Below are 25,090 nucleotides of genomic sequence, written 5' to 3' on the forward strand. Positions count from 1 at the left end.
GTTTGTCGAACCTAAGGCTCAGCATTTGCTGAGCCTTAGGTTTTTGTACGGTACTTGAATCGCGACCAGTGAATTGTGCGACGTTGAGCATAATTTTATCTCGCTTGTTGCCGCACAGAAAAAAACTTTGCTCGCCGCTTTCCAATCAACATTATCTCCGCTGTTACCGCTCTGCGGGCCAATTACACTGGCTCCATGAACCAATATCACACTCACTCTTATCGGCAACGTGGCCTGACACTGATTGAATTACTGTTGGTGATCGTGCTGGCGGGGATGTTGACCTCATGGGGCGTTAACCAGTGGCACCATTACCAGCAATTGGTGAGGCTGGAACAGACGGCTTTGCAATTACAGGCATTTTTGATGCGGCTACAGGCTGATGCTAACTGGCATAACCGCAATGCCTTGTTGTGGTTGCAGCCAGGAGAGCATTGGTGTGTCGGCAGTGGTACGCCGATGTCCAGCTGTCACGCTCAGATTAACGGGGTGTTTACGCCAGAACACTCAGGGGTGGTGTTGCAGGAGTTTACTCAAAAAGAGATGGGGTTTTATGGTGTGCGCAATAACGCCCAAGCCGGGCACCTGGTATTGGGTAACCCGGTTGGCCGTATACGCCTGGTGTTGTCAGCCAGGGGGCGGATACGCTTATGCAGTGAAGAGGTCGCTATTCGGAGTATTCCCCCATGTTATTAGATCGTATGTCATTAGGCCGTATGTTATTGGACCGTAAGTCATTAGAGCGTGGTTTTACCTTACCGGAGGTCATGCTGGCGATGACGGTGGGTAGCATGATTACGTTGGCGGCAGCCAAAGCCTTACCGATTTTGCGGCAACAAACGGTTAATGTGGGGCATCACTACCGTTTGGATCTGCTATTGCGTCAGTTAGTGTTCACTATTGATAAGGATCTGCGGCGTAGTGGCTTTTGTGCCGGAGAGTGCCAGGGGCGCCCTCTGTTAATCAGTCGCGTGGCGGGGGAGGCACCGGCCAGTTGTGTCATCGTGGCTTATGACCTAAACCTTAACGGGCGTTGGGAAGAGGGCGGAGAGGCGGAATATTTTGGCTACCGCCTGCGCGCAGGGGCTTTGGAAGGGCAACGTGGTGTTAGGCATTGCCAGGGATCCGGCTGGGAACGTTTACTCGATCCGCAGGAGGTACAAATTGAATCCTTCACTGTCCGCCAGATAACCCGTAGCGGGGGGAAATCTTTTATTCTGCTGGGGTTAACTGGGCGTTCAAGCATACAGGAAACGATACAAAGTCGTTTGGAGTGGGTGGTGAGTATGGAGGCTCAGTGAAGAGACAGAAGCAAAAGGGGGGCAGCACGCTGGTGGCGGTGATGTTACTTCTGGTGATGGGGTTAATGTTGCTCACTGCCCAACAGCGGCAATTAGACAGTGCATTATTACTGGCGGTTGACCAGCAGCGTTACCTGCAAGCCTATAATCAGGCCGCCTCAGCATTAAGTTGGGGGTTGTCACAGCCATGGCCGCAGAGCGTTTTGCAGAGCAGCAGGTGGTATTGTCTGCCAGTAAACAGCGATGCTTTACAAGCCTGTGCCCGCTACTCCTCCCGCACAGATATTGTGGTGGTGCGTGGTGCTGGAGTGCCGCTGGGTGGCGAACCTTTGTGGTTATACCAACTGGCGACGGAAGTCCAAGAGATGGGTAATAGTCGGTTTAAGGCCCAAAAAGGGGGCTGGCTGGATTTTTGCCCAGAGAAGCGAGAGCGCGATTGTGCGGACTGATCGGATAGAGCGGACTGAGCGGACAGAGCCGGTAGAGCGAGATGGGCAACGGGGTTTTAGCCTGCCTGAAGTGTTGGTTGCTGCGTTGTTGTTTGCAGTGTCACTACTGGGATTGTTGCAATATCATCAAATTTTGTTGCAAGGCTTTCAACGACAATGGCAATACCGCCATGCCTGGTCGCTGGCACATCAACAATTAGAGATGCTCGATATCGCGACCGATATGCCCGATCCGCTACTCACACTACCACTCAATTGGCACAGCACTGTTGAAAGCCATATCGGGGCAGGCAGCTGTCTCAAGCGCACGATAAAGATTCAAACAGCGCTGCGGCAACAGGTTGAACTTAGCCGGTGGTATTGCAAACCACCGGGCTAAGTTACTCTTAGGGATTAGGGATTAGTATCGCTGGGCGTTGATATTTAGACTTATACCCAAGTTCAATGAAGTTGCAGGTAGGCGACAAGTGAGAGAGACCCTAGGAGCATAGATAACTATGTGACTAGGGCGTACGAGCGTAGTCAACAACCCTGCAGCTTTACTGCTGAAGGGTATATTCGGCATCTGGCTGATTGATGGGAGAGGCCGCCTGGAAGGCGGGCAGTTCTTCACAGGCTTGGTAAATCTGCTGGATAGTCGGCATTTGCTCCAGTGAGCAATTGAAACGTTGCGCATTGAACACTTGTGGTACTAAGCAGCAGTCGGCTAACCCAGGGGTATCGCCATGACAAAAGCGACCGGTTCGAGGATCATCGACGAGCATTTTCTCAATGGCCAGCAAGCCTTGGTAGACCCAATGTCTGTACCAAGTGGTTTTATCATCGGCCGATATGTCGAACTGCTTGGTAAGAAAATTCAATACTCGGAGGTTGTTGAGCGGATGAATATCGCAGGCGATGATCTGGGCAATACTGCGAACTCTGGCGCGGTCCGCAGAGCGAGCGGGTAGCAGCGGCGGTTCGGGATAAACCTCTTCCAGATACTCGATGATAGCCAGAGACTGCGCCAGATGGCCGCCATCGTTCGTTTCAAGACAGGGCACGGTACCGAGTGGACTGATCGCGCGATAGTGGATTGAGTTCTGTTGGCCACCGTCTTTCAACAAATGTACTGGCTCGGTGTCGTATGGCAGCCCCTTGAGATTGAGGGCGATACGCACCCGGTAGGCGGCCGAACTTCTGAAATAAGAATAGAGTTTCATCGTTTGTATCCAAACAGGGCGGGAACCCTCGTGGATGGATCACCCGCCCTGATCCTCAGGTGATATCTGGTTGGACTTGCTGTTCAATGGCGCCGAACAGGCTCTGGTTATGCTGGTCAAACATTTCAATTTTTACGCTGTCGCCAAATTTCAGGAAGGGCGTTTTTGGTTTGCCAATTTCGATGGTTTCGTACATTCTGACCTCAGCCAAACAGCAATAACCAACCCCCCCATTGCTAATCGATGAGCCATACAAATCCCCCTGTTTGTTCGAGACGGTTCCTGAGCCAATAATAGAACCCGCTGTCAACTTGCGGGTCTTGGCAGCATGGGCAATCAACTGGGGGAAGTTGAAGGTCATGTCCTGGCCAGCATTGGGATTGCCAAAAAGGCGCTGATTGATATGGACCGTTAGCGGACGATGAACTCGGCCATCATGCCAATCCTCGCCAAGCTCGTCCGGTGTAATGGCCACCGGACTAAAGGCTGATGCCGGTTTTGACTGGAAAAAACCGAAACCCTTGGCCAATTCAGAGGGGATCAGATTGCGTAAGGAAACATCGTTAACCAGCATGAGGAGGCGAATGCTGCTCGCGCTCTGTTCCTGTGTCGCGCCCATGGGGACATCACCGGTGATTACGGCGATTTCGGCTTCGAGGTCAACTCCCCAGTCTTCTGAATTCACAACAATGGGATCCCGTGGTCCGACGAACGAATCGGAGCCCCCCTGATACATCAAGGGGTCAGTCCAGAACTCTGCGGGCAGTTTGGCACCGCGAGCCCGGCGGACCAGTTCGACATGATTGACATAGGCGGAGCCGTCGGCCCACTGGTAGGCGCGCGGCAGCGGCGAGTGGCAGTGTTCAGGGTCAAAAATCTCGGCCGTCTGTAATTGCCCCTGATTCATCGCATAGTAAATTTCATGTAGTTTGCCTTCGACGCTATCCCAGTTATCTAGAGCGTCTTGCAACGTATGGGCGATGGCAGGAACCGATTGGCAATGGGTTAGGGCACGATTCACCACCACCAGTACGCCGTTACGATTGCTGCTCTTCAAAGTGGCTAATTTCATGTTGTTACTCCAAGTTCGATGACGATGTAGGGTGTTTTTGACGACTCAGCGTGTGACTAGGGTTTGCTTGTGTGGTTTGTTCGAACCGAGCAAACAGCAGGACCAAGACAATGACGACGGACGGTATGGCAACCAGCTGAAACAAGCTGTCTTGGCCCCAGTTCAAACCGATAAGCTGCCCACCGACCACTGGGCCGATCACTGATCCGATCCGACCGATCCCCAGGCTCCAGCCTACGCCAGTGGTTCGTAGCGCCGTCGGGTAGTAGCTGGCCGCCATGGCATTGATCGCCGGCTGACCACCGACCACGGCAAAACCAGTGATGAAGACTACGGCAAACAACAGGTAAACAGCGCCCACCGAATGGCCGATTAAGGCGATGAACAGCGTGGCTACCGCGAAACACGGCACCAGAACACGCTTGAATCCGACATTGTCTATCAGTTTGCCCATCGCAAGGGTGCCGATGATTCCGCCCAGTTGTAGCGTGGCACCCACCAATACGGCGCTCTCAAGGCTCAACCCCGCCGTTTGGGCAATGGTCGGTAGCCAATTGGACAGAAAGTAGAGGGCGATCATATTGAGGAAGCTGATTGCCCAGATCGCCAACGTACCGGCCATCCTGCCATCCTGAAAGAGCGCCATAAGGGGAACGCCACGGCTATTTTGTTCGCCAACGACCAGGACCATGTCGTGGGAAATAGGTTGAGCAGGAAAGATTTTCTTGCAGACAACCAGCGTTGAGGCAGAGGTTTTACCTGTAAGCACTTGGAACTGAATGGATTCCGGTAGATAACGGATCATCAGCACGGCGATAAACAGCGGCAAGATACCGCCGAGATAGAAAATTGATTGCCAGCCATAGGTCGGAATCAGTGCGGCCGCGATGGCACCACCGAGCATGGCACCCACCGTGAAGCCACAAGAAATCATCATCATGATAGAAATTCGCTTGCGCTTCGGGCTGAACTCACCGCAAAGCGCCATCGAATTGGGCATGATGGCACCTAGCCCCAGCCCAGTGATAAATCGAATAGCGATCAATTCCTGGAGTGTGCTGGCAAAGGGGGTGACTAACATACACAAACCAAAAAAGAAGGTGGAAACGATAAGAACGGGGCGTCGCCCAAGTTTGTCGGCAACCATACTGAATAATAACGAGCCGATGAGCAGTCCAAACAGACCGGCACCGAATACTGGCCCGAGAGAGGATTTGTCAATACGCCAGTCCTGAAGTAACGCTGGGGCGACATAGCTCATCGCCTGAACATCGAAGCCATCAAGGACCATACAAATTGCGCAGAGGATAAAAATTCGCCACTGAAACTTGCCGATGGGACTTTCATCAATCAGCCTGACGACATCAATTTTTGCAGTCAAGGTCATGTAATGCCTCCTTGCCACCCTTGAGACGCTTTTAGACAACGCGTCTCTCGACGATTAGCACGTCGCTCTGATGTGGCTTAATGCGGTTAGTCGGTTATATGCCTGGGGGTATTTAGGGCCCTAACACATAGAACATAATCGGTTACTCCGTATAGCTGCCGTCGTGCATCCAGCGGGCGTGCTGGGGGGCTTGTTTGGTCTGGGACCACTCGTTGAGCATTTCCCACTTAACGTCATCAAGTAACTTCGCCATCTTCGGTGTGCCGATATTGGTCGCCAATTCAAGGCGATGGCCACTGGGGTCGAAGAAGTAAATGGATTTGAAAATGGTGTGGTCAGTGGGGCCGACGACTGAAATACCATCAGCTTCGAGTTTGCTCTTCACCTCCATCAGGACATCAACCGAGTTAACTTCTAAAGCCAGGTGTTGAGTCCAGTTTGGTGTATTCGGATCTCGTCCCATTTCAGGCTTGGTGGGTAATTCGAAGAACGCCAAAATACTGCCGTTACCTGCATCCAAAAAAATATGCATGTAGGGATCCGGCTCTTTGGTCGAGGGGACCTGATCCTCGGCAATGGCAAGGATGAAGTTCATGCCCAAGTACTTTTGGTACCATTCGACAGTTTCTTTGGCATCCTTACAGCGATAAGCGACATGGTGAATTTTTTTGATTAGTTGCATGGTTAGTCTCCAAATATCAGGTATGGGTCGGCGTTTCAGTATGGGTGACACGCCATCAGGGTCATCAATACACTCACTACAGCTCCTCGCTATCAGGGTGAGATTCGGTGACAGAATGAAAAGTTAAGGGCATGTCAGCGAGCCAGCGTCATGGCAATGCCTTGTCCACCCCCCTCGCAGAGGGTAACCAGCCCTTTTCTGACGTCACGGCGCTGCATTTCGTAGAGCAATGTCACCAGTGTCCGACAGCCGGATGCGCCAATCGGATGACCCAGGGCAATGGCTCCGCCGTTGACATTGACCTTCTGGTTATCCCAACCGAGCGCTTGGCCTACCGCCAGTGATTGCGCGGCAAAGGCTTCGTTAGCCTCGATTAAGTCCACTTCATCCAGAGACCAGCCCGCCTGCCGTAGAGCACGCTGGCTGGCACTGACCGGGCCAATCCCCATCAGCGCGGGGTCGACACCGGTGACAACACAGCTGACAATTTGACCTAACACCGGCAAGCCAAGCTGGTGCGCTTTATCACGGCTCATCAGCAAGACTGCAGCCGCACCGTCGTTCAGCGTAGAGGCATTCCCAGCGGTGACGGTGCCGTTTTCCTGACGAAAAGCCGGGCGTAGTTGTGCCAGTTGTTCGAGCGTGGTGTTGGGGCGAGGTTGTTCATCGCTATCGACGATACGGGTTAACTTCCGACCTTGTTGAGTAGAGATCGGTGTTATCTGTTGGGTGAAAAAGCCTGCTTCGATGGCGGCTGCCGCTTTTTGCTGCGACTGTAGAGCGAAAGCGTCCTGCGCTTGGCGGGTGATCTGGTATTTTTCAGCCAGATTTTCTGCTGTATCCCCCATATGATAATGGTTGAAGGCATCCCATAGCCCATCGGTAATCATGCTATCCCGCATCTGGGTATGGCCGAACCGCAGCCCTTTACGCACACCCTCCAGCAGATAGGGGGCGTTGCTCATGCTTTCCTGCCCCCCGGCGATGACTACCTGCGCGTCACCACAGCGGATCGCCTGAGCAGCCAATTGCACCGCTTTCAACCCGGCACCGCACACTTGGTTTATGGTTGTTGCTGGAATGTCTACGGACATTCCGCTGGCGATGGCTGTCTGGCGAGCGGGGTTTTGTCCGCAGCCGGCAGCCAGTACCTGACCGAAAATCAACTCATCAACCTGTGCCGCCGCCAGTGGGTTCTGCTTCAGGAGGCTACGTACCGTGCAGGCACCCAGTTCTACCGCAGAGAGCGAAGCGAGCGCACCACCCAAACTGCCGATCGGTGTTCTTGTTGCACCAACAATCACCACGTCCTTCATGTTTGTTCCTCAGTTGAACCGCATTTCGCGTATATCGTTTGGGATAATCAGCGGGCCGGCGGTTTTGCTGATGATCTCCCCAATGCTCACGCCAGGGGCGTACTCGCGTAAAACGAATGCCCCGTCGGCTATTTCCAGCAGTGCAAGGTCAGTCAGAACCCGACGAATACAACCAACGCCGGTCAGGGGGAGGGTGCAACGAGAGAGCAGTTTTGATTCACCTCCTTTAGCGGCGTGGGTCATCATGACAATGATGTTTTGCGCACCGGCAACAAGATCCATCGCCCCTCCCATGCCTTTCACCATTTTCCCCGGGATCATCCACGAGGCGATGTTGCCCTCAACATCCACCTCAAAGGCCCCCAGAACGGTCAAATCCACATGACCGCCACGGATCATGGCAAACGATTGAGCTGAATCGAAAATCGCCGCGCCAGTGCGTGCCGTTACGGTCTGCTTACCGGCGTTAATCATGTCGGCATCGATATGCTGTTCATCGGGAAAACCACCCATGCCCAAGAGTCCATTTTCCGACTGGAGCATCACATCTATCCCTTCAGGGATATAGTTCGCCACCAGCGTCGGGATGCCGATTCCCAGGTTGACGTAGTCACCATCACGCAGCTCTTGCGCCACGCGCATAGCCATCTGTTCGCGGTTCAACATGATCAGCTCCCCTTCTGGCGTAACGTGCGTTGTTCAATACGTTTTTCAACATGCCCAAGAATTAGCCTGTCAACGTAGATACCTGGGGTATGAATAGTGGCGGGGGGTAACTCACCCGGCGGAACAATTTCCTCCACTTCGACCACCGTTATCCGGGCGGCTGTCGCCATAAGTGGGTTAAAGTTCTGTGCGGTATGGCGATAAATCACATTGCCGTACCAGTCTGCTTTCCACCCTTTGATCAGCGCAAAATCGCCCACCAGAGATTCTTCCAGGATGTAATGTTGTTTACCGAACTGGCGAACTTCTTTGCCTGTGGCGACGGGCGTGCCATATCCGGTAGCGATATAAAAGGCCGGGATACCGGCACCGCCCGCACGAACTTTTTCTGCCAGTGTTCCCTGTGGTGTCAGCTCCAGCTCCAGCTCACCACTGAGTACCTGCTGTTCAAATAAGGCGTTTTCACCCACATAGGATGCCACTACCTTGCGTACCTGGCGGGTTTCGAGCAGCATGCCGAGGCCAAAATCATCCACACCGCAGTTATTCGAGACGATGGTTAAGTTTTGCACCTGGCGCCGCTTGACTTCAGCAATCAGATTTTCAGGTATGCCGCAGAGTCCGAAACCGCCAGCAAGAACGGTCATCCCGTCTTTCAGCCCGTCCAGTGCCTGCGCATAATTGACGACGCGTTTATCCAATCCAGCCATGTTTATCTCTCCGCTTGACCCATGGCGCTATCATTGATGGGAAACACTGATTTGTTAATTTTGAATTTGTGACTCAATCATTTGTTTTTTTTATTAATAAGATGTTAACTAATTGTTTTTAATTGGTTGGCGGGAAGAAAAATGAGAATGAGCGTCAAACAGCTACGCGCGTTTCTGGCGGTAGCTCACACTCTGAACTTCGCGCATGCCAGCGAACGACTGAATTTGTCACAACCAGCGTTGAGCTTGAGGATTAAAGGGCTGGAAGATGCGCTAGGGGGGCCGCTGCTCCTGCGAAATACCCGTAAGGTCGCCCTGACGCAAGAAGGGGAGGCGTTTTTGTCAATGGCGCGGCAACTGCTTGCTGATTGGGATAATGTCGAAGAAGCCATGTGCCAGAGCTTCACGCTGCAGCGTGGCAAAATTTCGGTTGCGGCGATGCCTTCCTTTGCGGCGAACGTTTTGCCTGAGGTACTGAGAGCATTCCGTGAGCGCTACAGCGGAATCAATGTCACCGTACATGACATTATCAATGAGCAGGTGATTGAAATGGTACGTGAAGGACGAGTTGAAATCGGCATCGCCTTTGAACCTGCACCCACTCACAACTTACTGTTTACTCCTCTGGGTATTGACCGCTTTATCGCTATTGTTCCGAAAACCTCTGCCCTTGCCGCGAAAAAGCGTCTTTCATGGGATGAGTTATTGGCACTGGATTTCATTACCTTGCAGCGTCCTTCCGCGGTACGGTTGATGTTGGAAGAGGAATTAGCCCGAAGCGGGCGTAAACTGGATGTGGCTTTTGAGAGTCACCAACTGGTCACAGTAGGGCGCATGGTGGCGAGCGGGCTGGGTGGCAGTGCCGTGCCAGCCCTATGCCAAGCACAAATGACCGAATTGGGTGCCGTATGTATCCCGCTTGATAACCCAGTGATAGAAAAATGCATCGGCGTGATTCACGCCGGGCATCTGCAACTTTCAAAAGCCGCCTATGCATTGCTGGAAACATTAAAAGGATATTATTAACTTTTTGATAGCTGAACCGCGTCGGCAAGGCTTCCTTCATGCAGCATCAATACGGCAGTTAACTATTCTGGTGTGGCCTTTATTCGGCGTTTTTGAAGCAAGGTGCGAATAATTTCCTGATGTGAGACCATAAGAAGCTGTTTGGCGCTTGGGTCGAGGTTTAATATAAGTCACCCGTTGATGTTCCCAAACCATAAGTTCGAAGGGCGAGGCCATCAAAGTCGAATTTCGCTCGCCAACAAAAAGGGACCACTCACGTTATTGCCCCTTGCTTAAAGGAGTCTCATGTTTACGGTTTATCATTCCAATCAGTTGGATTTGCTGAAAACGCTTATCAGCGCGTTGATAGCCAGAGAACCCTTGACCGATCCTTTTCAGCAGGAAGTGGTGCTGGTGCAAAGCCCGGGAATGGCTCAGTGGTTGCAGATACAACTGGCTCAAGAGTTCGGCATCGCTGCCAATATCGCTTTCCCGCTGCCCGCCACCTTTATCTGGGAGATGTTTACCAAAGTCTTGCCCGGGATCCCCAAAGAGAGCGCCTTTAGCAAAGACGCCATGACCTGGAAGCTGATGTGGTTGCTTCCTGAGATGCTGACACAACCCGCCTTTGCGCCACTGCAACATTACCTGACGGACGATAGCGACAAGCGCAAGATCCACCAGCTTGCTGGGCGGGTTGCTGACTTGTTTGACCAATATCTGGTTTATCGCCCACAGTGGCTGGAAAGCTGGCAGCGCGGGGAAATGATTACCGGGTTAGCCGATGCCCAGCTGTGGCAAGCGCCGCTATGGCAGCGGTTGGTGGAATGTACCGCTGAACTGGGGCAACCGGAATGGCACCGGGCCAATTTATATCGGCGTTTTATCAGCGTATTAGAGAACGCTGCCTCATGCCCGGCTGGGCTGCCGCCACGGGTGTTTATATGCGGCATTTCCGCTTTGCCACCGGTTTATCTTGAGGCACTACAAGCCTTGGGCAAACATATTGATATTCACCTGATGTTTACCAACCCTTGCCGCTACTATTGGGGGGATATTCAGGATTATGCTTTTCTGGCTCGCTTACAGAGCCGCAAACGCCGCCACCATCATCATCAGGCGCAAGAGCATCGGTTATTTCGCCAGCCGGAACAGGCAGCCCAGCTATTTGATGCCGAAGGCGCACAACAACTGAGTAATCCGTTGCTGGCCTCTTGGGGGAAATTAGGGCGCGACCACCTCTATTTACTGGCGCAGATGACCCAAGTGCAGGAAGTGGACGCCTTTGTGGATATTCCGGCGAATGACTTATTGCATGCTATTCAACATGACATGCTGGAGTTAGAAGATTATGCGGTGATCGGTACCACCCCGGAAACCTTGGACCGCAGCGACCATAAACGCCGTCTGGAACCGCAAGATCGCTCTATTAGCCTGCACGTTTGCCACAGTTTGCAGCGTGAAGTGGAAATATTACATGATCAACTGTTGGCGATGTTGTCACAAGACCCGCAATTAAGCGTGCGGGATATTATTGTGATGGTGGCCGATATCGACAGCTATGCCCCCTATATTCAGGCGGTTTTTGGCAGTGCACCGCCGGGGCGCAATCTCCCCTTTGCCATCTCCGACCGTAAGGCTCGCCATGTACACCCGACATTGCAGGCGTTTATCTCCTTACTGGATTTACCACAAAGCCGTTTCACTTCCGAACAGGTGTTGGCATTGCTGGATGTACCGGCGCTGGCGGCGCGTTTCTCGATTCAAGAGTCCGGGCTAACTCTGTTACGTCGCTGGAGTGGTGAAGCTGGTGTTCGTTGGGGGTTGGATGATGACAATGTGCGCCAGTTGAATCTGCCGGTAACCGGGCAGCATACCTGGCGGTTTGGTATTACACGCATGTTGTTGGGGTACGCGATGGACAGCAATGCGGGTTGCTGGCAGGACGTATTACCCTATGATGAGTCGAGTGGTTTGGTGGCGGAACTGGCGGGGCAATTAGCCGAACTGCTGGCGCAACTTAGCCATTGGCGGCAGCTATTAAGTGAGGAGCGGCCATTGGCAGAATGGTTACCGCTGTGCCAACAGTTGTTAACCGCTTTCTTCCAGCGAGACAGTGAGACCGAAGAAGCACTGACGTTGATTGAAGATCAATGGCAAAAGGTGATCAGCTTAGGGCTGGCAGCGCGCTATGCTGACCCGTTACCGCTGGTACCGTTGCGCGACGAACTAGCCGCCAGGCTTGATCAACAACGCATCAGCCAACGCTTCCTGGCGGGGCAGATTAATTTTTGCACCCTGATGCCGATGCGCTCCATCCCGTTTAAAGTGGTTTGCCTGCTGGGTATGAATGATGGTGTTTATCCCCGGAGCTTGCCTCCTTTGGGGTTTGACCTGATGGCGCAACCAACTCAGCGTGGTGATCGTAGCCGCCGCGATGATGACCGCTATCTGTTCCTGGAGGCGATACTCTCTGCTCAGCAACGGCTCTATATCAGCTTTATTGGCCGCTCGATTCAGGACAATAGTGAACGCTTTCCTTCGGTGCTGGTGACCGAGTTATTGGAATATCTGGAGCAGAGTTATTGCTTACCCGGCGATGAGCAATGTGATGCAGACAGCAGTGCCCAACGGGTGCGTGAACACTTACTTCAACACCATGCGCGTATGCCGTTTGCCACAGCCAACTTTGTGCCAGGCAGTGAGGAACAGAGCTATGCGGCAGAATGGCTACCTGCGGCGCAGGGGAATGGGGTGGCACATCCTGGTTTTAGCCATCCGTTGCCACAGGAAGCCAAAACGCAGGTGGCTTTTGACGAGTTACTGCGTTTTTACCGCCACCCGATCCGCGCTTTTTTCCAACTGCGGCTCGGGGTTAATTTTATTCTGGAAGAGACCGAATTACCGGAAGAAGAGCCCTTTACCTTAGATAATCTCGAACGTTATCAATTTAACAGTCAATTGTTGAATACGTTGATTGAGGGGGAAGAGAGTACCCCGTTGTATCAACGGCTCCGCGCCTCCGGCAGCTTACCCTATGGCGCTTTTGGTGAGATTTACTGGCAGAAACAGCAGGAAGAACTGAGCGAATTGGCGGAATTGGTGCGCGAACAGCGCCAGGAGAGTAGCAGCCTAGAGTTGGATATCTCGGTGGCGGGGGTACAAATTAGTGGCTGGTTGCATCAAGTTCAAGCGGATGGTCTACTGCGCTGGCGTCCAGCGACACTTAACGCCGTGGATGGTATTTTGTTGTGGCTGGAGCATTTGGCTTATTGTTGTGCTGGGGGAACTGGGGAGAGCCGGATGTATGGCAATAAGAAATCTGCCTGGCGCTTTGCGGCACTTTCGGTGGAACAAGCCCATGAGCAGTTGGCTGAGTTGCTAACAGGTTACCAGCGTGGGCTTGCTGAACCCTTGATGCTATTGAATAAAAGTGGCTGGGCATGGCTGAGCCACTGTTATCAGCAAGAAACGCAGCAAATAGATTGGAGTGAAGAAGTTCAAAGCAAAGCCCGCAGTAAGCTGTTGCAAACCTGGCAAGGTGAACAACGAGTGATAGGGGAAGGGGAAAACCCCTATGTACAGCGGGTGTTCCGGCAAATGGACAATGTTTATTTTGAACAAATTATCAGTGAAACCGTGCGTTATCTGTTACCTGTGGCACGGCATAACCTAGGGTAACTTTTTTAGCTTAATGCGGTCATGGCTAGGGAATTGGCGTGATGGCAGAACAATCGAGGTCTATTTTGGTTATGCGCAGACAGTTTGCCCACCTTTTCGGGTTGGTATTTTTGGTGATGTTTTGGCTGCCGTCAGGCTGGGCTGCCCAGGGATGGCAACCGCTGGCAGAAAAGATCAACAAAAGTGATCATGACCCGCGTCAGTATCAGGCGATTACCTTAACCAATGGGATGACGGTGTTACTGGTTTCTGATCCTCAGGCTCCCAAGTCACTGGCGGCTTTGGCACTGCCAATAGGGTCGCTGGATGATCCTGACAGCCAGTTGGGTTTGGCCCATTACCTTGAGCATATGGTGCTTATGGGGTCCAAACATTATCCGGAGCCGGAGAGTCTGGCCGAGTTTTTGAAAAAGCATGGGGGGAGTCATAACGCCAGTACCGCCCCTTATCGCACCGCGTTTTATCTGGAAGTGGAAAACGACGCCTTGGCACCGGCAGTTGATCGTCTGGCGGATGCCATTGCTGCCCCGATCCTGGATCCTGACAATGCCGACCGTGAGCGTAATGCGGTCAATGCCGAGTTAACCATGGCGCGTTCCCGCGATGGGATGCGTATGGCGCAAGTCGGCGCCGAAACCTTGAATCCGGCGCACCCTGCCGCACGTTTTTCTGGTGGTAATCTCGATACCTTGAAGGATAAACCCGGCAGCAAACTGCATGATGAGCTGACGCAATTTTACCAGCGCTACTATTCCGCCAACCTGATGATGGGGGTGTTATACAGCAACCAACCCTTGCCGGAATTAGCGGCACTGGCGGAAAAAAACTTTGGTCGCATAGCCAATCGTCATGCGCAGGTACCCGCCATCACGGTGCCAGCAGCAACGTCTGAACAGAAAGGGATCATCATCCACTATGTTCCGGCACAGCCACGCAAACAGTTGAAAATCGAATTCCGGATTGATAACAACAGTGCGGAGTTCCGCAGTAAAACCGATACCTATATCGGCTATCTGATTGGTAATCGAAGTAAAAATACGCTTTCAGACTGGTTACAACGACAAGGGTTAGCGGATGCTATCAATGCCGGTGCCGCCCCGATGGTGGATCGTAACGGCGGTGTGTTCTCCATCAGTGTTTCCCTGACGGACAAAGGGCTGGCACAGCGTGACAAGGTGGTTGCCGCCATCTTCAGTTACCTGCAAATGATGCGCCAGGAAGGGATAAAACAGAGCTATTTTGATGAGATTGCCCGCGTATTAAATATCGATTTCCGCTATCCATCTATTACCCGCAATATGGGGTACATCGAGTGGCTGGTGGATGCGATGCTGCGCGTACCGGTTGAACATGTGCTCGATGCCCCTTTTCTGGCGGATCGTTATGATCCACAAGCGATTGCCGCACGCCTGGAGCAGATGACCCCGCAAAATGCACGAATCTGGTTTATTAGCCCCGATGAACCCCACAACAAACAGGCTTACTTTGTTGAGGCACGTTATCAGGTAGAGAAAATCCCCCAGGATCGTTTTACTCAGTGGCAGCAACTGGGGCAGGGAATCGCGCTTTCATTGCCAGGGTTGAACCCTTATATTCCGGATGACTTTAGCCTGATCAAACCTTCTCATCCGTTTAGCCAACCGGAAATGGTGGTGAATCAACCTGGGTTACGCGCACTGTATATGCCCAGTCGCTATTTTGCTGATGAGCCGAAGGCGGATGTGACGGTGGCATTACGTCACGCCAAAACGATGGATTCTGCACGTCACCAGGTATTGTTCTCGTTGATGGATTACCTGGCGGGTCTGTCGTTGGATCAGTTAAGTTATCAGGCCGCAGTAGGGGGGATCAATTTTTCCACCTCATCAAACAACGGCCTGCTGTTTAATGCGAATGGATTTACTCAGCGGTTACCACGGTTACTCACTGCGCTAATAGAAGGCTATGCCAGCTTTACCCCTACTGAAGAGCAGTTTGAGCAAGCTAAATCCTGGTATTTGGAACAGTTAGATGCTGCCGAAAAGGGTAAAGCTTTTGAGTTGGCTATCCAGCCGGCACAGGTACTTTCCCGTGTACCTTATGCAGAACGCAGTGAACGGCGTGAAATTGTGCGTTCGCTGACGCTGAAAGAGGTATTGAGTTATCGCGATAGCCTGATGGCTGGGGCAACCCCTGAACTGCTGGTGGTGGGTAATATCAGCCAACAACAGGTCGGTGTACTGGCCTCTTCATTACAACATCGCTTGGGGAGTCGTGGGGTTGATTGGTGGCATGGCGAAGACGTGGTGGTTGCCAAAAAGCAGTTGGCAAATATGCAGCGCCCGGGTAGCAGCACTGACTCTGCGCTGGCGGCAGTGTATGTGCCAACGGGTTATGATGACATTACCAGCATGGCCTATAGCACCTTGCTGGGGGAGATGATCCAACCCTGGTTCTATAGCCAATTGCGTACCCAAGAACAACTCGGTTATGCGGTATTTGCTTTTGCGATACCGGTTGGTCGCCAGTGGGGCGTGGGGTTTTTGTTGCAGAGCAATAATCAGCAGCCCGCCTATCTCTACCAGCGTTATCAAGACTTCTACCCGAAAGCAGAAAAGCGTTTGCGCGAGATGAAAGCGGCTGATTTTGAGCAGTATAAGCAGGCGATGATCAATCAACTGGAGCAACGTCCACAGACATTAAGTGAAGAGGCGGGGCGTTTTAGCAACGATTTTGACCGGGGTAATTTTGCTTTTGATACCCGCCAAAAACTGATTGCGCAAATCAGGCTGTTGACCCCGGTCAAGCTGGCAGATTTCTTCCATCAGGCGGTCATTTCCCCCCATGGGTTGGCACTTTTGTCGCAGGTGAGTGGCAGCAGCCAGCAGAAAGCGGATTTTGCCACCCCCGGTAAAGATTGGGTGACCTATGACAATGCCTCCTCGTTACAGCAAACACTGCCACGTCAGGTGGTGACGCCATGATGAAAACTGTTCCTCAGCGGCTTGATCCACTTAGGTTGCCACTGTTTGGTGAGCGCCTGATTGAAGCCTCCGCAGGGACGGGTAAAACCTTCACCATTGGCGTGTTGTACTTGCGTCTACTGCTGGGGTTAGGAGAGTCAGCGGCGTTCCCGCGCCCCTTGACGGTAGAAGAGATCCTGGTGGTGACCTTTACCGAGGCGGCAACTGAGGAACTGCGCGGGCGTATTCGCAGTAATATCCACGCGTTACGTGTGGCTTGTGTTCGTGGGCAGAGTCAAGATCCCATATTGGCCGCCTTGATGGCAGAACTGGATGATTTGGCAGCCGCCGCCGCGCAATTGCTGGCGGCAGAACGCCAAATGGATGAAGCGGCAATCTACACTATCCACGGTTTTTGCCAGCGAATGCTCACTTACCATGCATTTGAATCCGGCATGCTGTTTGAACAAACCCTGATACAAGATGAGTTGCCGTTACGTCGCCAGGCCTGTGCCGATTTCTGGCGGCGCCACTGCTATCCGTTACCGCTGAATGTGGCGCGTGCCGTCAGCCAGGAGTGGAGTGGCCCGGAAGCGCTGCTTAAGGACCTGACCAGTTATCTGCATGGTGAGGCCCCGACCTTACGCCAGCCCCCGCGGGATGATGAAACCCTGTTGATGCGTCACGAACAGGTCGTCGCGCGTATTGATGCCCTTAAAGCGCAATGGCGTGCGGTATCAGCGGAACTGGAGGCCTTGATCAGCCAATCTGGTGTCGACAAGCGTAGCTATAGCAGTAAACACCTGCCTAACTGGCTCAATAAGGTGGGGGAATGGGCTGGGCAGGAAACGCAGGATTATCAGTTACCCAAAGAGTTGGACAAGTTCCGCCAATCCGTCTTGTTGGAGAAAACCAAAAAAGGGGAAGCTCCTCGCCATAGTCTGTTTGTCGCCATTGATGAACTGTTTTCTCAACCACTGACCCTCCGTGACCTGGTTATGGCGCGGGCGTTGAGTGAGATACGCATCTCTGTGCAACAGGAAAAGAGCCAACGTGCCGAATTGGGGTTTGATGACCTGCTCAGCAGATTGGATGGCGCATTACACAGCAGCGGCGGTGAACAACTGGCTTTGGCTATCCGCCAACGTTACCCGCTGGCGATGATTGATGAGTTTCAGGATACCGACCCGCAGCAATACCGTATCTTCCAAAAACTTTATGTCGGCCAACCAGAGTGTGGCCTGTTGCTGATTGGTGACCCCAAACAGGCGATTTATGCTTTTCGTGGCGCGGATATCTTTACCTATATGCGGGCTCGTTCAGAGGTGATGGCTCACTATACGCTGGAGACTAACTGGCGTTCATCACCAGCGATGGTGGGTAGCGTGAACGCGCTATTTAGCCAAGTGGAAAAGCCATTTCTGTTTGAGCAAATCCCGTTTATCAAGGTGGCGGCAGCCGCAAAAAATCAAGGGTTGGCCTTCGAGCTATGTGGCAAATCGCAACCGGCCATGCAGTTCTGGTTGCAGCCAGGGGAAGGGGTCGGCGTCAGTGATTATCAGCAGTTAATGGCGCGGCAATGTGCAGCGCAGGTTCGTGACTGGCTGAGTGCTGGTCAGGGGGGGGAAGCCTGGTTGGCGGACGGGGAACAGCGGCGTTCAGTTCAGGCGTCAGATATTACCATTTTGGTGCGTAGCCGCGCGGAAGCGGCGTTGATACGTGATGCGCTCAGTGCGCTGGCGATCCCTTCGGTTTACCTTTCCAGCCGTGACAGTGTTTTTGATACTGTAGAAGCGAAAGATTTACTGTGGTTACTGCAGGCAGTATTGGCTCCGGAACAGGAGTGGACATTACGTAGTGCCATGGCGAGCAGTTTGCTGGGGCTGGATGCGCTGACGCTGGACCAGTTGAATCGCGATGAGCGCGCCTGGGATGCCTTGGTTAATGAGTTTGATGCATACCGCACTTGCTGGTTGCAGCGGGGTGTTTTGCCCATGTTGCGTCAGGTGATGGTCAAGCGGCATTTAGCTGAGGATCTGCTGGCCAGTATGGGCGGTGAACGTCGTTTGACCGATATTATGCACTTAGGTGAGTTATTGCAGGAAGCCTCGACGCAACTTGAAGGGGAACATGCCCTGGTACGCTGGTTGGCTCAGCAAATTTCTCAGCCCAACCAGCAGATGGATAACCAACAATTGCGGCTAGAGAGTGATCGGCATTTAGTCCAGGTGATGACTATCCATAAATCCAAAGGGTTGGAGTTCAATCTGGTTTGGTTGCCTTTTGTCGCCCACTTTCGCCAGCAGCAACAAGGGCTATACCATGACCGCCAAACGTTTCAGGCGTTGCTGGACCTTAACGCCAATGAAGAGAGCCAGGCCTGGGCGGAGGAAGAACGTTTGGCCGAAGACTTGCGGTTACTGTATGTGGCGCTAACCCGTTCGGTTTATCACTGTAGCATCGGTCTCGCCCCACTCTTTCTGGGGATGCGTAAGAAGCAAGGTGAGACGGATTTGCACCGTAGCGCCCTGGGTTATCTGTTACAGGCTGGGCAAGCGGGTGATGCCGACTACCTTAAAGCGTGTTTACAGCAGTTGTCAGCCAAGGAGATGGCCTTTGCATGGGTGGATACGCCAGATGAACATCTCTGGCAGCCACAACAGACTACGGTCACTGAGTTAGTCGCCAGGCAGTTCTCACGGCAATATCAAGATTCATGGCGTGTCACCAGCTATACCGGGTTGCAGCAGCATGGTTCGAGTCGCGTACTGGAGTTGTTACCGCGCCTGGATATTGAGGCTATTGGCGAGCAATCGGTAGAGAGTGTCACCACCCTGACCCCCCATACTTTTCCACGCGGCGCAGCACCCGGAACGTTTCTGCATAGTTTGTTTGAAGAATGGGATTTCACTCAACCGTTAGATCAAGCGTGGTTACTGGAACAAGTGCAGAAACAGGGCGTAGAGCCGCATTGGTTACCGGTTTTGTATCACTGGATGCAAGGGGTGCTCAATACGCCCCTTAATCACAGCGGGGTGATGCTTGCAGCGCTACCTGCTGGGGCCCGACAGGCGGAGTTACAGTTTTATTTGCCGATTAATCGGCTGTTGCAGGCGAGCGAGTTAGATAAGCTGATAAAACGCTATGATGCGCTGTCTGCACATTGCCCGGAACTCAATTTCCAACAGGTGCAAGGGATGCTGAAAGGCTTCATTGACCTGGTGTTCTGCTGGCAAGGGAAATACTACTTGCTGGATTACAAATCCAACTGGTTGGGCGATAACAGTGGCGCTTATACCCAGCAAGCCATGGAGCAGGCGATGGTTCAACACCGCTACGACCTGCAATATCAACTCTATACCTTGGCGCTGCATCGTTATTTGCGCCATCGTCTGGTGGATTACGATTATGAGCACCATTTCGGCGGGGTGATTTATCTATTTCTACGCGGCGTGGATAGCGAACAGGTTGGCAACGGTATCTTTACTTGCCGCCCGCCACTGGCGTTAGTCGAAGGGATGGATCGCCTGTTTAGTGGTGAACCCCAGGCCCTTGAGGTGGAGCAATGATCAATATCCTGAATCAGGCATTGGCGTTGGGGGTGTTGCGCCCGTTAGATGTGCAATTTGCCCAGGTGGTGGCCAGCGAAGATCAACCCGCACTGCTGCTGGCTGCCGCTTGCTTGAGTGCAGATGCCGGGGCAGGGCATGTCTGTTTGTTGCTTGAGCAACTGTTACCGGAAAATTTGTTCCATGGCCGTCAACCCGAGTTGGCATTGGCTGCCTGGCAAGCCTGTGGGCAACCGGATCTGGCTGGTTGGCAACAGTGCTTACTGGCAACGCCGGCAGTGAGTGATGGTAGTGCTGCGACCCCCATGGTGCTGCAACAACAACGGCTCTATTTGCAACGTATGTGGCAAAACGAGGGGGAGGTGGCGGTCTTTATCGGCAGTGAAAGTTCACCTCTGTTGATGGAGGAAGCGCCACTGCGCACCATCCTCGATCAACTGTTTGGCGAGACAACCGCTGAACCTGATTGGCAAAAAATTGCCGCAGCCGTTGCGGTGACACGGCGTATTGCGGTGATCTCTGGTGGACCTGGCACGGGGAAAACCACCACCGTCGCTAAATTGTTGGCGGCATTGGTCCAGTTGAACCACAGTGAGCACTTACGTATCCAGCTTGCGGCCCCGACGGGCAAAGCAGCGGCGCGCCTGACGGAGTCCTTGGGGCGTGCCAGCCAGCAGTTAAATTTAACCCCGGAGCAGCGGGCATTATTCCCGACAGAGGCGGCAACGTTACACCGTTTGCTGGGCGCTCAGCCAAATAGCCAGCGGATGCGTTACCACCGGGGTAACCCACTGCATCTGGATGTCTTGGTGGTGGATGAAGCCTCAATGGTGGACTTACCGATGATGGCGCGCTTAATTGCTGCCTTACCCGCTAATGCGCGGGTGATTTTCCTGGGGGATCGTGATCAGTTAGCGTCTGTAGAGGCGGGGGCGGTGCTGGGGGATATCTGTCAATTTGCCGAGCAAGGTTATAGTGAGAGTCGAGCTGAACAGTTGACGCGCTTGACCGGGTGCTCAATACCCCGGCAATGGGTAGGGGACGGGCCGCTAGTGCGTGATAGCCTGTGCTTACTGCGTAAGAGTTATCGGTTTGATGCCAACTCCGGTATTGGGCAGTTAGCGTTGGCGGTGAATGCCGGTGAGGCTAAGCGTGCTATGGCGGTGCTAAATAGCGGTTACGCCGATGTGTCTGCCTATCCATTAGTTGAAACTGAAGATTATCAACAGTTACTGGATACCTGTGTTGACGGTTATGGTGCTTATCTACGGCTGGTGGCTACCGGCGCCGGGGTTGCCACCATCCTGACCGCGTTCGGTGACTTTCAACTCTTGTGTGCGCTGAGAGAAGGGCCATTTGGCGTTGCTGGGTTGAATCAACGTATTGAAAGCGGCTTGCAGCGAGTGGGTTTGATCCAGCGTAATGCCGCGGCGGCAGGGCGTTGGTATCCAGGCCGTCCGGTGATGATTAGCCGAAACGATAGTGCCTTGGGCTTATTCAATGGCGATATTGGTATCGCCTTGCCCGATGAAGAAGGCAACCTACGGGTTTATTTCCCATTACCGGATGGTTCAATTAAATCGGTGCAGCCGAGCCGTTTGCCAGAGCACGAAACCGCCTATGCCATGACGGTACATAAATCCCAAGGCTCAGAGTTTGAACATACGGTGCTGGTGTTACCCCCTGACTTTCTGCCGCTACTCACTCGCGAACTGCTGTATACCGCAATTACCCGTGCTCGTAAGCAGCTCTCGCTTTATGTTACCGATAAGGTGCTGATGGGGGCGATTCGCACCCCAACACAGCGCCGTAGTGGTTTGGCCGAACGGCTGCAATTGATGAGCAGTTCGTGATTTTGGTTAATGGTGAATTTGTTTGGATAAATTGCTTAGGAACCTGAGGGATCCCCATATATTTTCTGTCAACATTCTGTATTGAGACAAATTTAAGGTATAAAATTCAATATATTGTATTTTTGTGACAAATTTCGGTCGCCTTATGTTTTCCATACTATGAACTGATTGCGCCTGCGACCGAATCAGGGGCCAAAGGCGTGGCCCCTGATAACCCGCGCCTTTGCCAACTCAGGCGGTCGCTACGCGACAATTACTCGGCCCGTCCCTGGGGCTCGCCCCTGCAGCTTGAATGATGACGAGTATAAACAGTCAGAGATTCGCCAACAGGATCTTGGAGCGACGTTGGTAGTTGTACAACGCCTGCTTTTTCATCGGCAATACGTCTACTTCTGCCGGGGTGAAGCCCCGTTCCTGGAACCAGTGAATACTGCGGGTCGTGAGCACAAACAGTTTCTGCAGCCCCATTTGACGCGCCTGGCTTTCTACCCGTTGCAGCAGCATTTCACCGCGTGATGAACTGCGGTAATCCGGGTGTACCGCAACACAGGCCATTTCACCGATCTTCTCTTCCGGGAAGGGGTAGAGTGCCGCGCAGGCAATGGTCAGGTTATCCCGCTCGATAATGGTAAATTTGTCGATTTCCATCTCAAGTTGTTCCCGCGAGCGGCGTACCAGGATCCCTTGCTGCTCCAGTGGGCGGATAAGCTCCAGTATGCCGCCAATATCATTGATGGTCGCATTGCGCACCTGTTCGGCACTCTCCATCACTATCTGGGTGCCGATGCCATCCCGTGAGAATAGCTCTTGCAGCAAGGCTCCATCTTCCTGGTAGCTGATCAAATGGCAACGGCGTACACCGCTACTGCAGGCTTTGACTGCACCGCGCAGGAAACGTACCGTACCGGAGTAGTAATCGCCAGACTCTTCCAGTTGTTCAATGCGTTTTTGCGCATCGTTAGGGAACAATTCGGAGATAATATTCCCTTGCTTATCCGTCACCCCTTGTGAAGAGCAGAAGCCGATCATTTTTTCCGCCTGCAATTTGATCGCCAACTGTGTAGCGACTTCTTCGGAGGTCAGGTTAAAACTTTCGCCAGTGACTGATACCGCGACAGGGCCAATCAAGACAATGGCGTTGCTGTCTAACTGACGGTGGATGGCTTCCTGGTCAATGCGGCGGATACGGCCACTGTGGCAGTAATCTACGCCATCATCCACCCCCAACGGTTGGGCAATGACAAAGTTACCGCTGACGACATTGATATGCGCCCCTTGCAATGGGGTATTGTTGAGGCTCATTGAGAGCCGTGCCGTGATATCCAGTTGTAACAAGCCAGCAGCCTGTTTGACCAACTCTAAGGCTTGAGCGTCAGTCACACGGACATGTTTATGATAAATGGGCTCACAATGATGTTGGGCCAGATTGCTATCGATCTGTGGGCGTGCACCATAGACCACCACCAAACGGATCCCCAAACTATGTAATAACCCAATATCATTGACGATACTGGTGAAGTTTTCATGCTCAATGGCTTCCCCACCGAGCATGATGACAAACGTTTTGCCACGGTGAGCGTTGATATAGGGAACTGAGTGACGGAATCCTTGGACCAGCTCTGTGCTACGTTCCTTCACGGCAAAACCTCTTTGCATATTTATACGGTATTTTTGTATTTTTATTCTTTTATGGCGTAAATGGCAAGAGGGAAATAATCTGAAACTGCCCGTTAGGTGAGTGATCTGGCGGTTGTTATTCAGGTTATGGCGCATTTCTTTGCTTTACCTGCTTGAGAATAACGCGAATTATTCAGCACAATAGATGAGTAAATTGAAAACCATTAAAGATGACAGGGTTGTCGAGATTAGTTAAAGTTTTGCAATTATGCTTGTTTTTCTATCGGTTATAGCAAATTTTATACGGGTTATAGATAAAAACCCTATAGCTTGAAGAGTGACGGGTAAAAATTTTTACTATTGCTGGAGCCACATGCCTAACGTTAACCACCATCAGACTCGTCGTCGTCTTTTACAAGGAGTAGCTGCAACTTGGTTGCTGAGTGTGAGCCGCATTGGCTTCGCTGCTGCTGCTTCGGTGATTGCGGTCCGCATCTGGCCCTCCTCGACCTATACCCGGGTAACGCTGGAATCTAATATTCCATTGAAGTATCAGCAGTTTGCATTGGCTAATCCAGAGCGAATCGTCATTGACGTGGAAGCGGTGCATCTTAACTCGGTGCTTAAAGGTATCGCCGGGCAGGTACGCAAGGAAGACCCATATTTGAAACAGGTGCGAGTGGGTCAGTTCGATAAAGATACCGTCAGATTAGTACTAGAACTCAAGCAACGTGTGAGTTCGCACCTGTTTACCCTGTCACCGGTTGCTGAGTATCGTAACCGCCTGGTTATGGATCTCTATCCTGCTAAAGCAAGCAGCGGTGAAGAGTACGACCCGTTGCTGGCATTACTGGAGGATTATAATAAAGGCGATGTGGAACGCTCATTACCCGCCCCGGCACAAACACCACAGGTGGGTAAGGCAGGGCGTGACAGGCCTATTGTGATCATGCTGGATCCTGGTCACGGTGGAGAGGATCCTGGTGCTATCGGTAGAAATAAAACCCGCGAAAAAGACATTGTGTTGCAAATCGCCCGCCGGTTGAGTGCGCTGATCAAGCGTGAACCCAATATGCAAGTCTTTATGACACGCAATGAAGATGTGTTTATTCCATTGAAAGTGCGGGTGGCTAAAGCACGCAAGCAACGGGCAGATCTGTTTGTTTCGATCCATGCGGATGCTTTTTCCAACCATAGTGCCCGGGGATCTTCCGTTTTTGCCCTGTCCACCAAAGGCGCTACCAGTAATACCGCCAAGTTTCTGGCACAAACACAGAACGCCGCCGATGATATTGGTGGGGTAAGCAAAAGTGGTGATCGCTATCTTGATCACACCATGTTTGATCTACTGCAGACGGCGACCATCAATGACAGCCTGAAATTTGGCCGGGAAGTGCTGACTCGTATGGGGAAAATTAACCGTTTGCACAAGAACCGGGTCGATCAGGCGGGGTTTGCTGTGCTCAAAGCACCGGATATTCCTTCTATTCTGGTGGAAACGGCATTTATCAGTAACCCGGAAGAGGAGCGTAAACTGCGCACCAGTCAGTTTCAGCAGCAGATAGCCCAATCTATTTTGGCCGGAATCAAAGCCTATTTTGCCAATGGTGGCGCGCAGGCACGTGGTTGACTATCAAG

Annotated in this window: 18 protein-coding genes; 10 read left to right on the forward strand and 8 right to left on the reverse strand. The window is 52.5% G+C overall.

The features are described 5' to 3' along the window. Positions 1–195: 195 nt before the first annotated feature. From IO95_RS08185 to IO95_RS08200, 4 genes are read left to right on the forward strand one after another with little or no spacing between them, the layout of a single operon-like run. On the forward strand, positions 196–696 hold the full coding sequence (locus IO95_RS08185; protein ID WP_023489622.1) for a prepilin peptidase-dependent protein: 501 nt from the start codon (positions 196–198) through the stop codon (positions 694–696). Continuing rightward, positions 687–1,301, forward strand: coding sequence for a prepilin peptidase-dependent protein (locus tag IO95_RS08190; RefSeq protein ID WP_023489621.1), 615 nt, complete (start codon positions 687–689; stop codon positions 1,299–1,301). Before IO95_RS08185 ends, IO95_RS08190 begins: the two co-directional genes overlap by 10 nt. Then, entirely contained in the window at positions 1,298–1,750 is a 453-nt protein-coding gene (locus tag IO95_RS08195; RefSeq protein WP_023489620.1) for a YgdB family protein, read from the forward strand. Before IO95_RS08190 ends, IO95_RS08195 begins: the two co-directional genes overlap by 4 nt. Then, the gene (locus IO95_RS08200) at positions 1,740–2,129 is read left to right on the forward strand and encodes a prepilin-type N-terminal cleavage/methylation domain-containing protein (RefSeq protein WP_023489619.1); all 390 of its coding nucleotides are present in this window, start codon (positions 1,740–1,742) and stop codon (positions 2,127–2,129) included. The genes IO95_RS08195 and IO95_RS08200 overlap by 11 nt, the downstream gene beginning before the upstream one ends. 160 nt (positions 2,130–2,289) lie before the next feature. On the opposite strand, the gene maiA is transcribed toward IO95_RS08200, so the two are convergent. The 7 genes from maiA to IO95_RS08235 form a co-directional block, all read right to left on the reverse strand. Continuing rightward, positions 2,290–2,952: a maleylacetoacetate isomerase gene (maiA, locus tag IO95_RS08205; RefSeq protein WP_023489618.1), complete on the reverse strand. Its 663-nt coding sequence runs from the start codon at positions 2,950–2,952 to the stop codon at positions 2,290–2,292. 55 nt (positions 2,953–3,007) lie between these two features. Further along, positions 3,008–4,024, reverse strand: coding sequence for a fumarylacetoacetate hydrolase family protein (locus tag IO95_RS08210; protein ID WP_023489617.1), 1,017 nt, complete (start codon positions 4,022–4,024; stop codon positions 3,008–3,010). Between the two features lie 4 nt (positions 4,025–4,028). Next, the gene (locus tag IO95_RS08215) at positions 4,029–5,411 is read right to left on the reverse strand and encodes an MFS transporter (RefSeq protein ID WP_023489616.1); all 1,383 of its coding nucleotides are present in this window, start codon (positions 5,409–5,411) and stop codon (positions 4,029–4,031) included. A 142-nt stretch (positions 5,412–5,553) separates the two neighbouring features. Then, positions 5,554–6,093, reverse strand: a complete 540-nt coding sequence (locus IO95_RS08220) for a VOC family protein (RefSeq protein WP_023489615.1) — start codon at positions 6,091–6,093, stop codon at positions 5,554–5,556. Positions 6,094–6,227: 134 nt separating this feature from the next. Continuing rightward, a complete protein-coding gene (locus IO95_RS08225) occupies positions 6,228–7,409 on the reverse strand; it encodes an acetyl-CoA C-acetyltransferase (RefSeq protein ID WP_023489614.1) in 1,182 nt (393 codons plus the stop codon). 9 nt (positions 7,410–7,418) lie between these two features. Continuing rightward, the gene (locus IO95_RS08230; protein WP_023489613.1) at positions 7,419–8,075 is read right to left on the reverse strand and encodes a CoA transferase subunit B; all 657 of its coding nucleotides are present in this window, start codon (positions 8,073–8,075) and stop codon (positions 7,419–7,421) included. A gap of 2 nt (positions 8,076–8,077) precedes the next feature. Then, positions 8,078–8,785: a CoA transferase subunit A gene (locus IO95_RS08235; RefSeq protein ID WP_023489612.1), complete on the reverse strand. Its 708-nt coding sequence runs from the start codon at positions 8,783–8,785 to the stop codon at positions 8,078–8,080. Between the two features lie 141 nt (positions 8,786–8,926). Here IO95_RS08235 and IO95_RS08240 point away from each other — a divergent pair, with 141 nt between their 5' ends. From IO95_RS08240 to recD, 5 genes are all read left to right on the forward strand, one after another. After that, positions 8,927–9,811, forward strand: a complete 885-nt coding sequence (locus tag IO95_RS08240) for a LysR family transcriptional regulator (RefSeq protein WP_023489611.1) — start codon at positions 8,927–8,929, stop codon at positions 9,809–9,811. A 285-nt stretch (positions 9,812–10,096) separates the two neighbouring features. Continuing rightward, on the forward strand, positions 10,097–13,471 hold the full coding sequence (recC, locus tag IO95_RS08245) for an exodeoxyribonuclease V subunit gamma (protein WP_023489610.1): 3,375 nt from the start codon (positions 10,097–10,099) through the stop codon (positions 13,469–13,471). Positions 13,472–13,542: 71 nt separating this feature from the next. After that, a complete protein-coding gene (gene ptrA, locus IO95_RS08250; RefSeq protein WP_023489609.1) occupies positions 13,543–16,434 on the forward strand; it encodes a pitrilysin in 2,892 nt (963 codons plus the stop codon). After that, on the forward strand, positions 16,431–19,982 hold the full coding sequence (recB, locus tag IO95_RS08255; protein WP_023489608.1) for an exodeoxyribonuclease V subunit beta: 3,552 nt from the start codon (positions 16,431–16,433) through the stop codon (positions 19,980–19,982). The genes ptrA and recB overlap by 4 nt, the downstream gene beginning before the upstream one ends. Continuing rightward, positions 19,979–21,835: an exodeoxyribonuclease V subunit alpha gene (recD, locus tag IO95_RS08260; protein ID WP_023489607.1), complete on the forward strand. Its 1,857-nt coding sequence runs from the start codon at positions 19,979–19,981 to the stop codon at positions 21,833–21,835. The genes recB and recD overlap by 4 nt, the downstream gene beginning before the upstream one ends. Positions 21,836–22,147: 312 nt before the next feature. Here the strand turns inward: recD and argA are convergent, their stop codons facing one another. Further along, a complete protein-coding gene (gene argA / locus IO95_RS08265) occupies positions 22,148–23,491 on the reverse strand; it encodes an amino-acid N-acetyltransferase (RefSeq protein ID WP_200874162.1) in 1,344 nt (447 codons plus the stop codon). A 334-nt stretch (positions 23,492–23,825) separates the two neighbouring features. Between argA and amiC the strand changes: the two genes are divergently transcribed. Continuing rightward, positions 23,826–25,082, forward strand: coding sequence for an N-acetylmuramoyl-L-alanine amidase AmiC (amiC, locus tag IO95_RS08270; RefSeq protein WP_023489605.1), 1,257 nt, complete (start codon positions 23,826–23,828; stop codon positions 25,080–25,082). The last annotated feature ends 8 nt before the right edge of the window (positions 25,083–25,090 follow it).

This window comes from Serratia sp. DD3, from assembly GCF_000496755.2.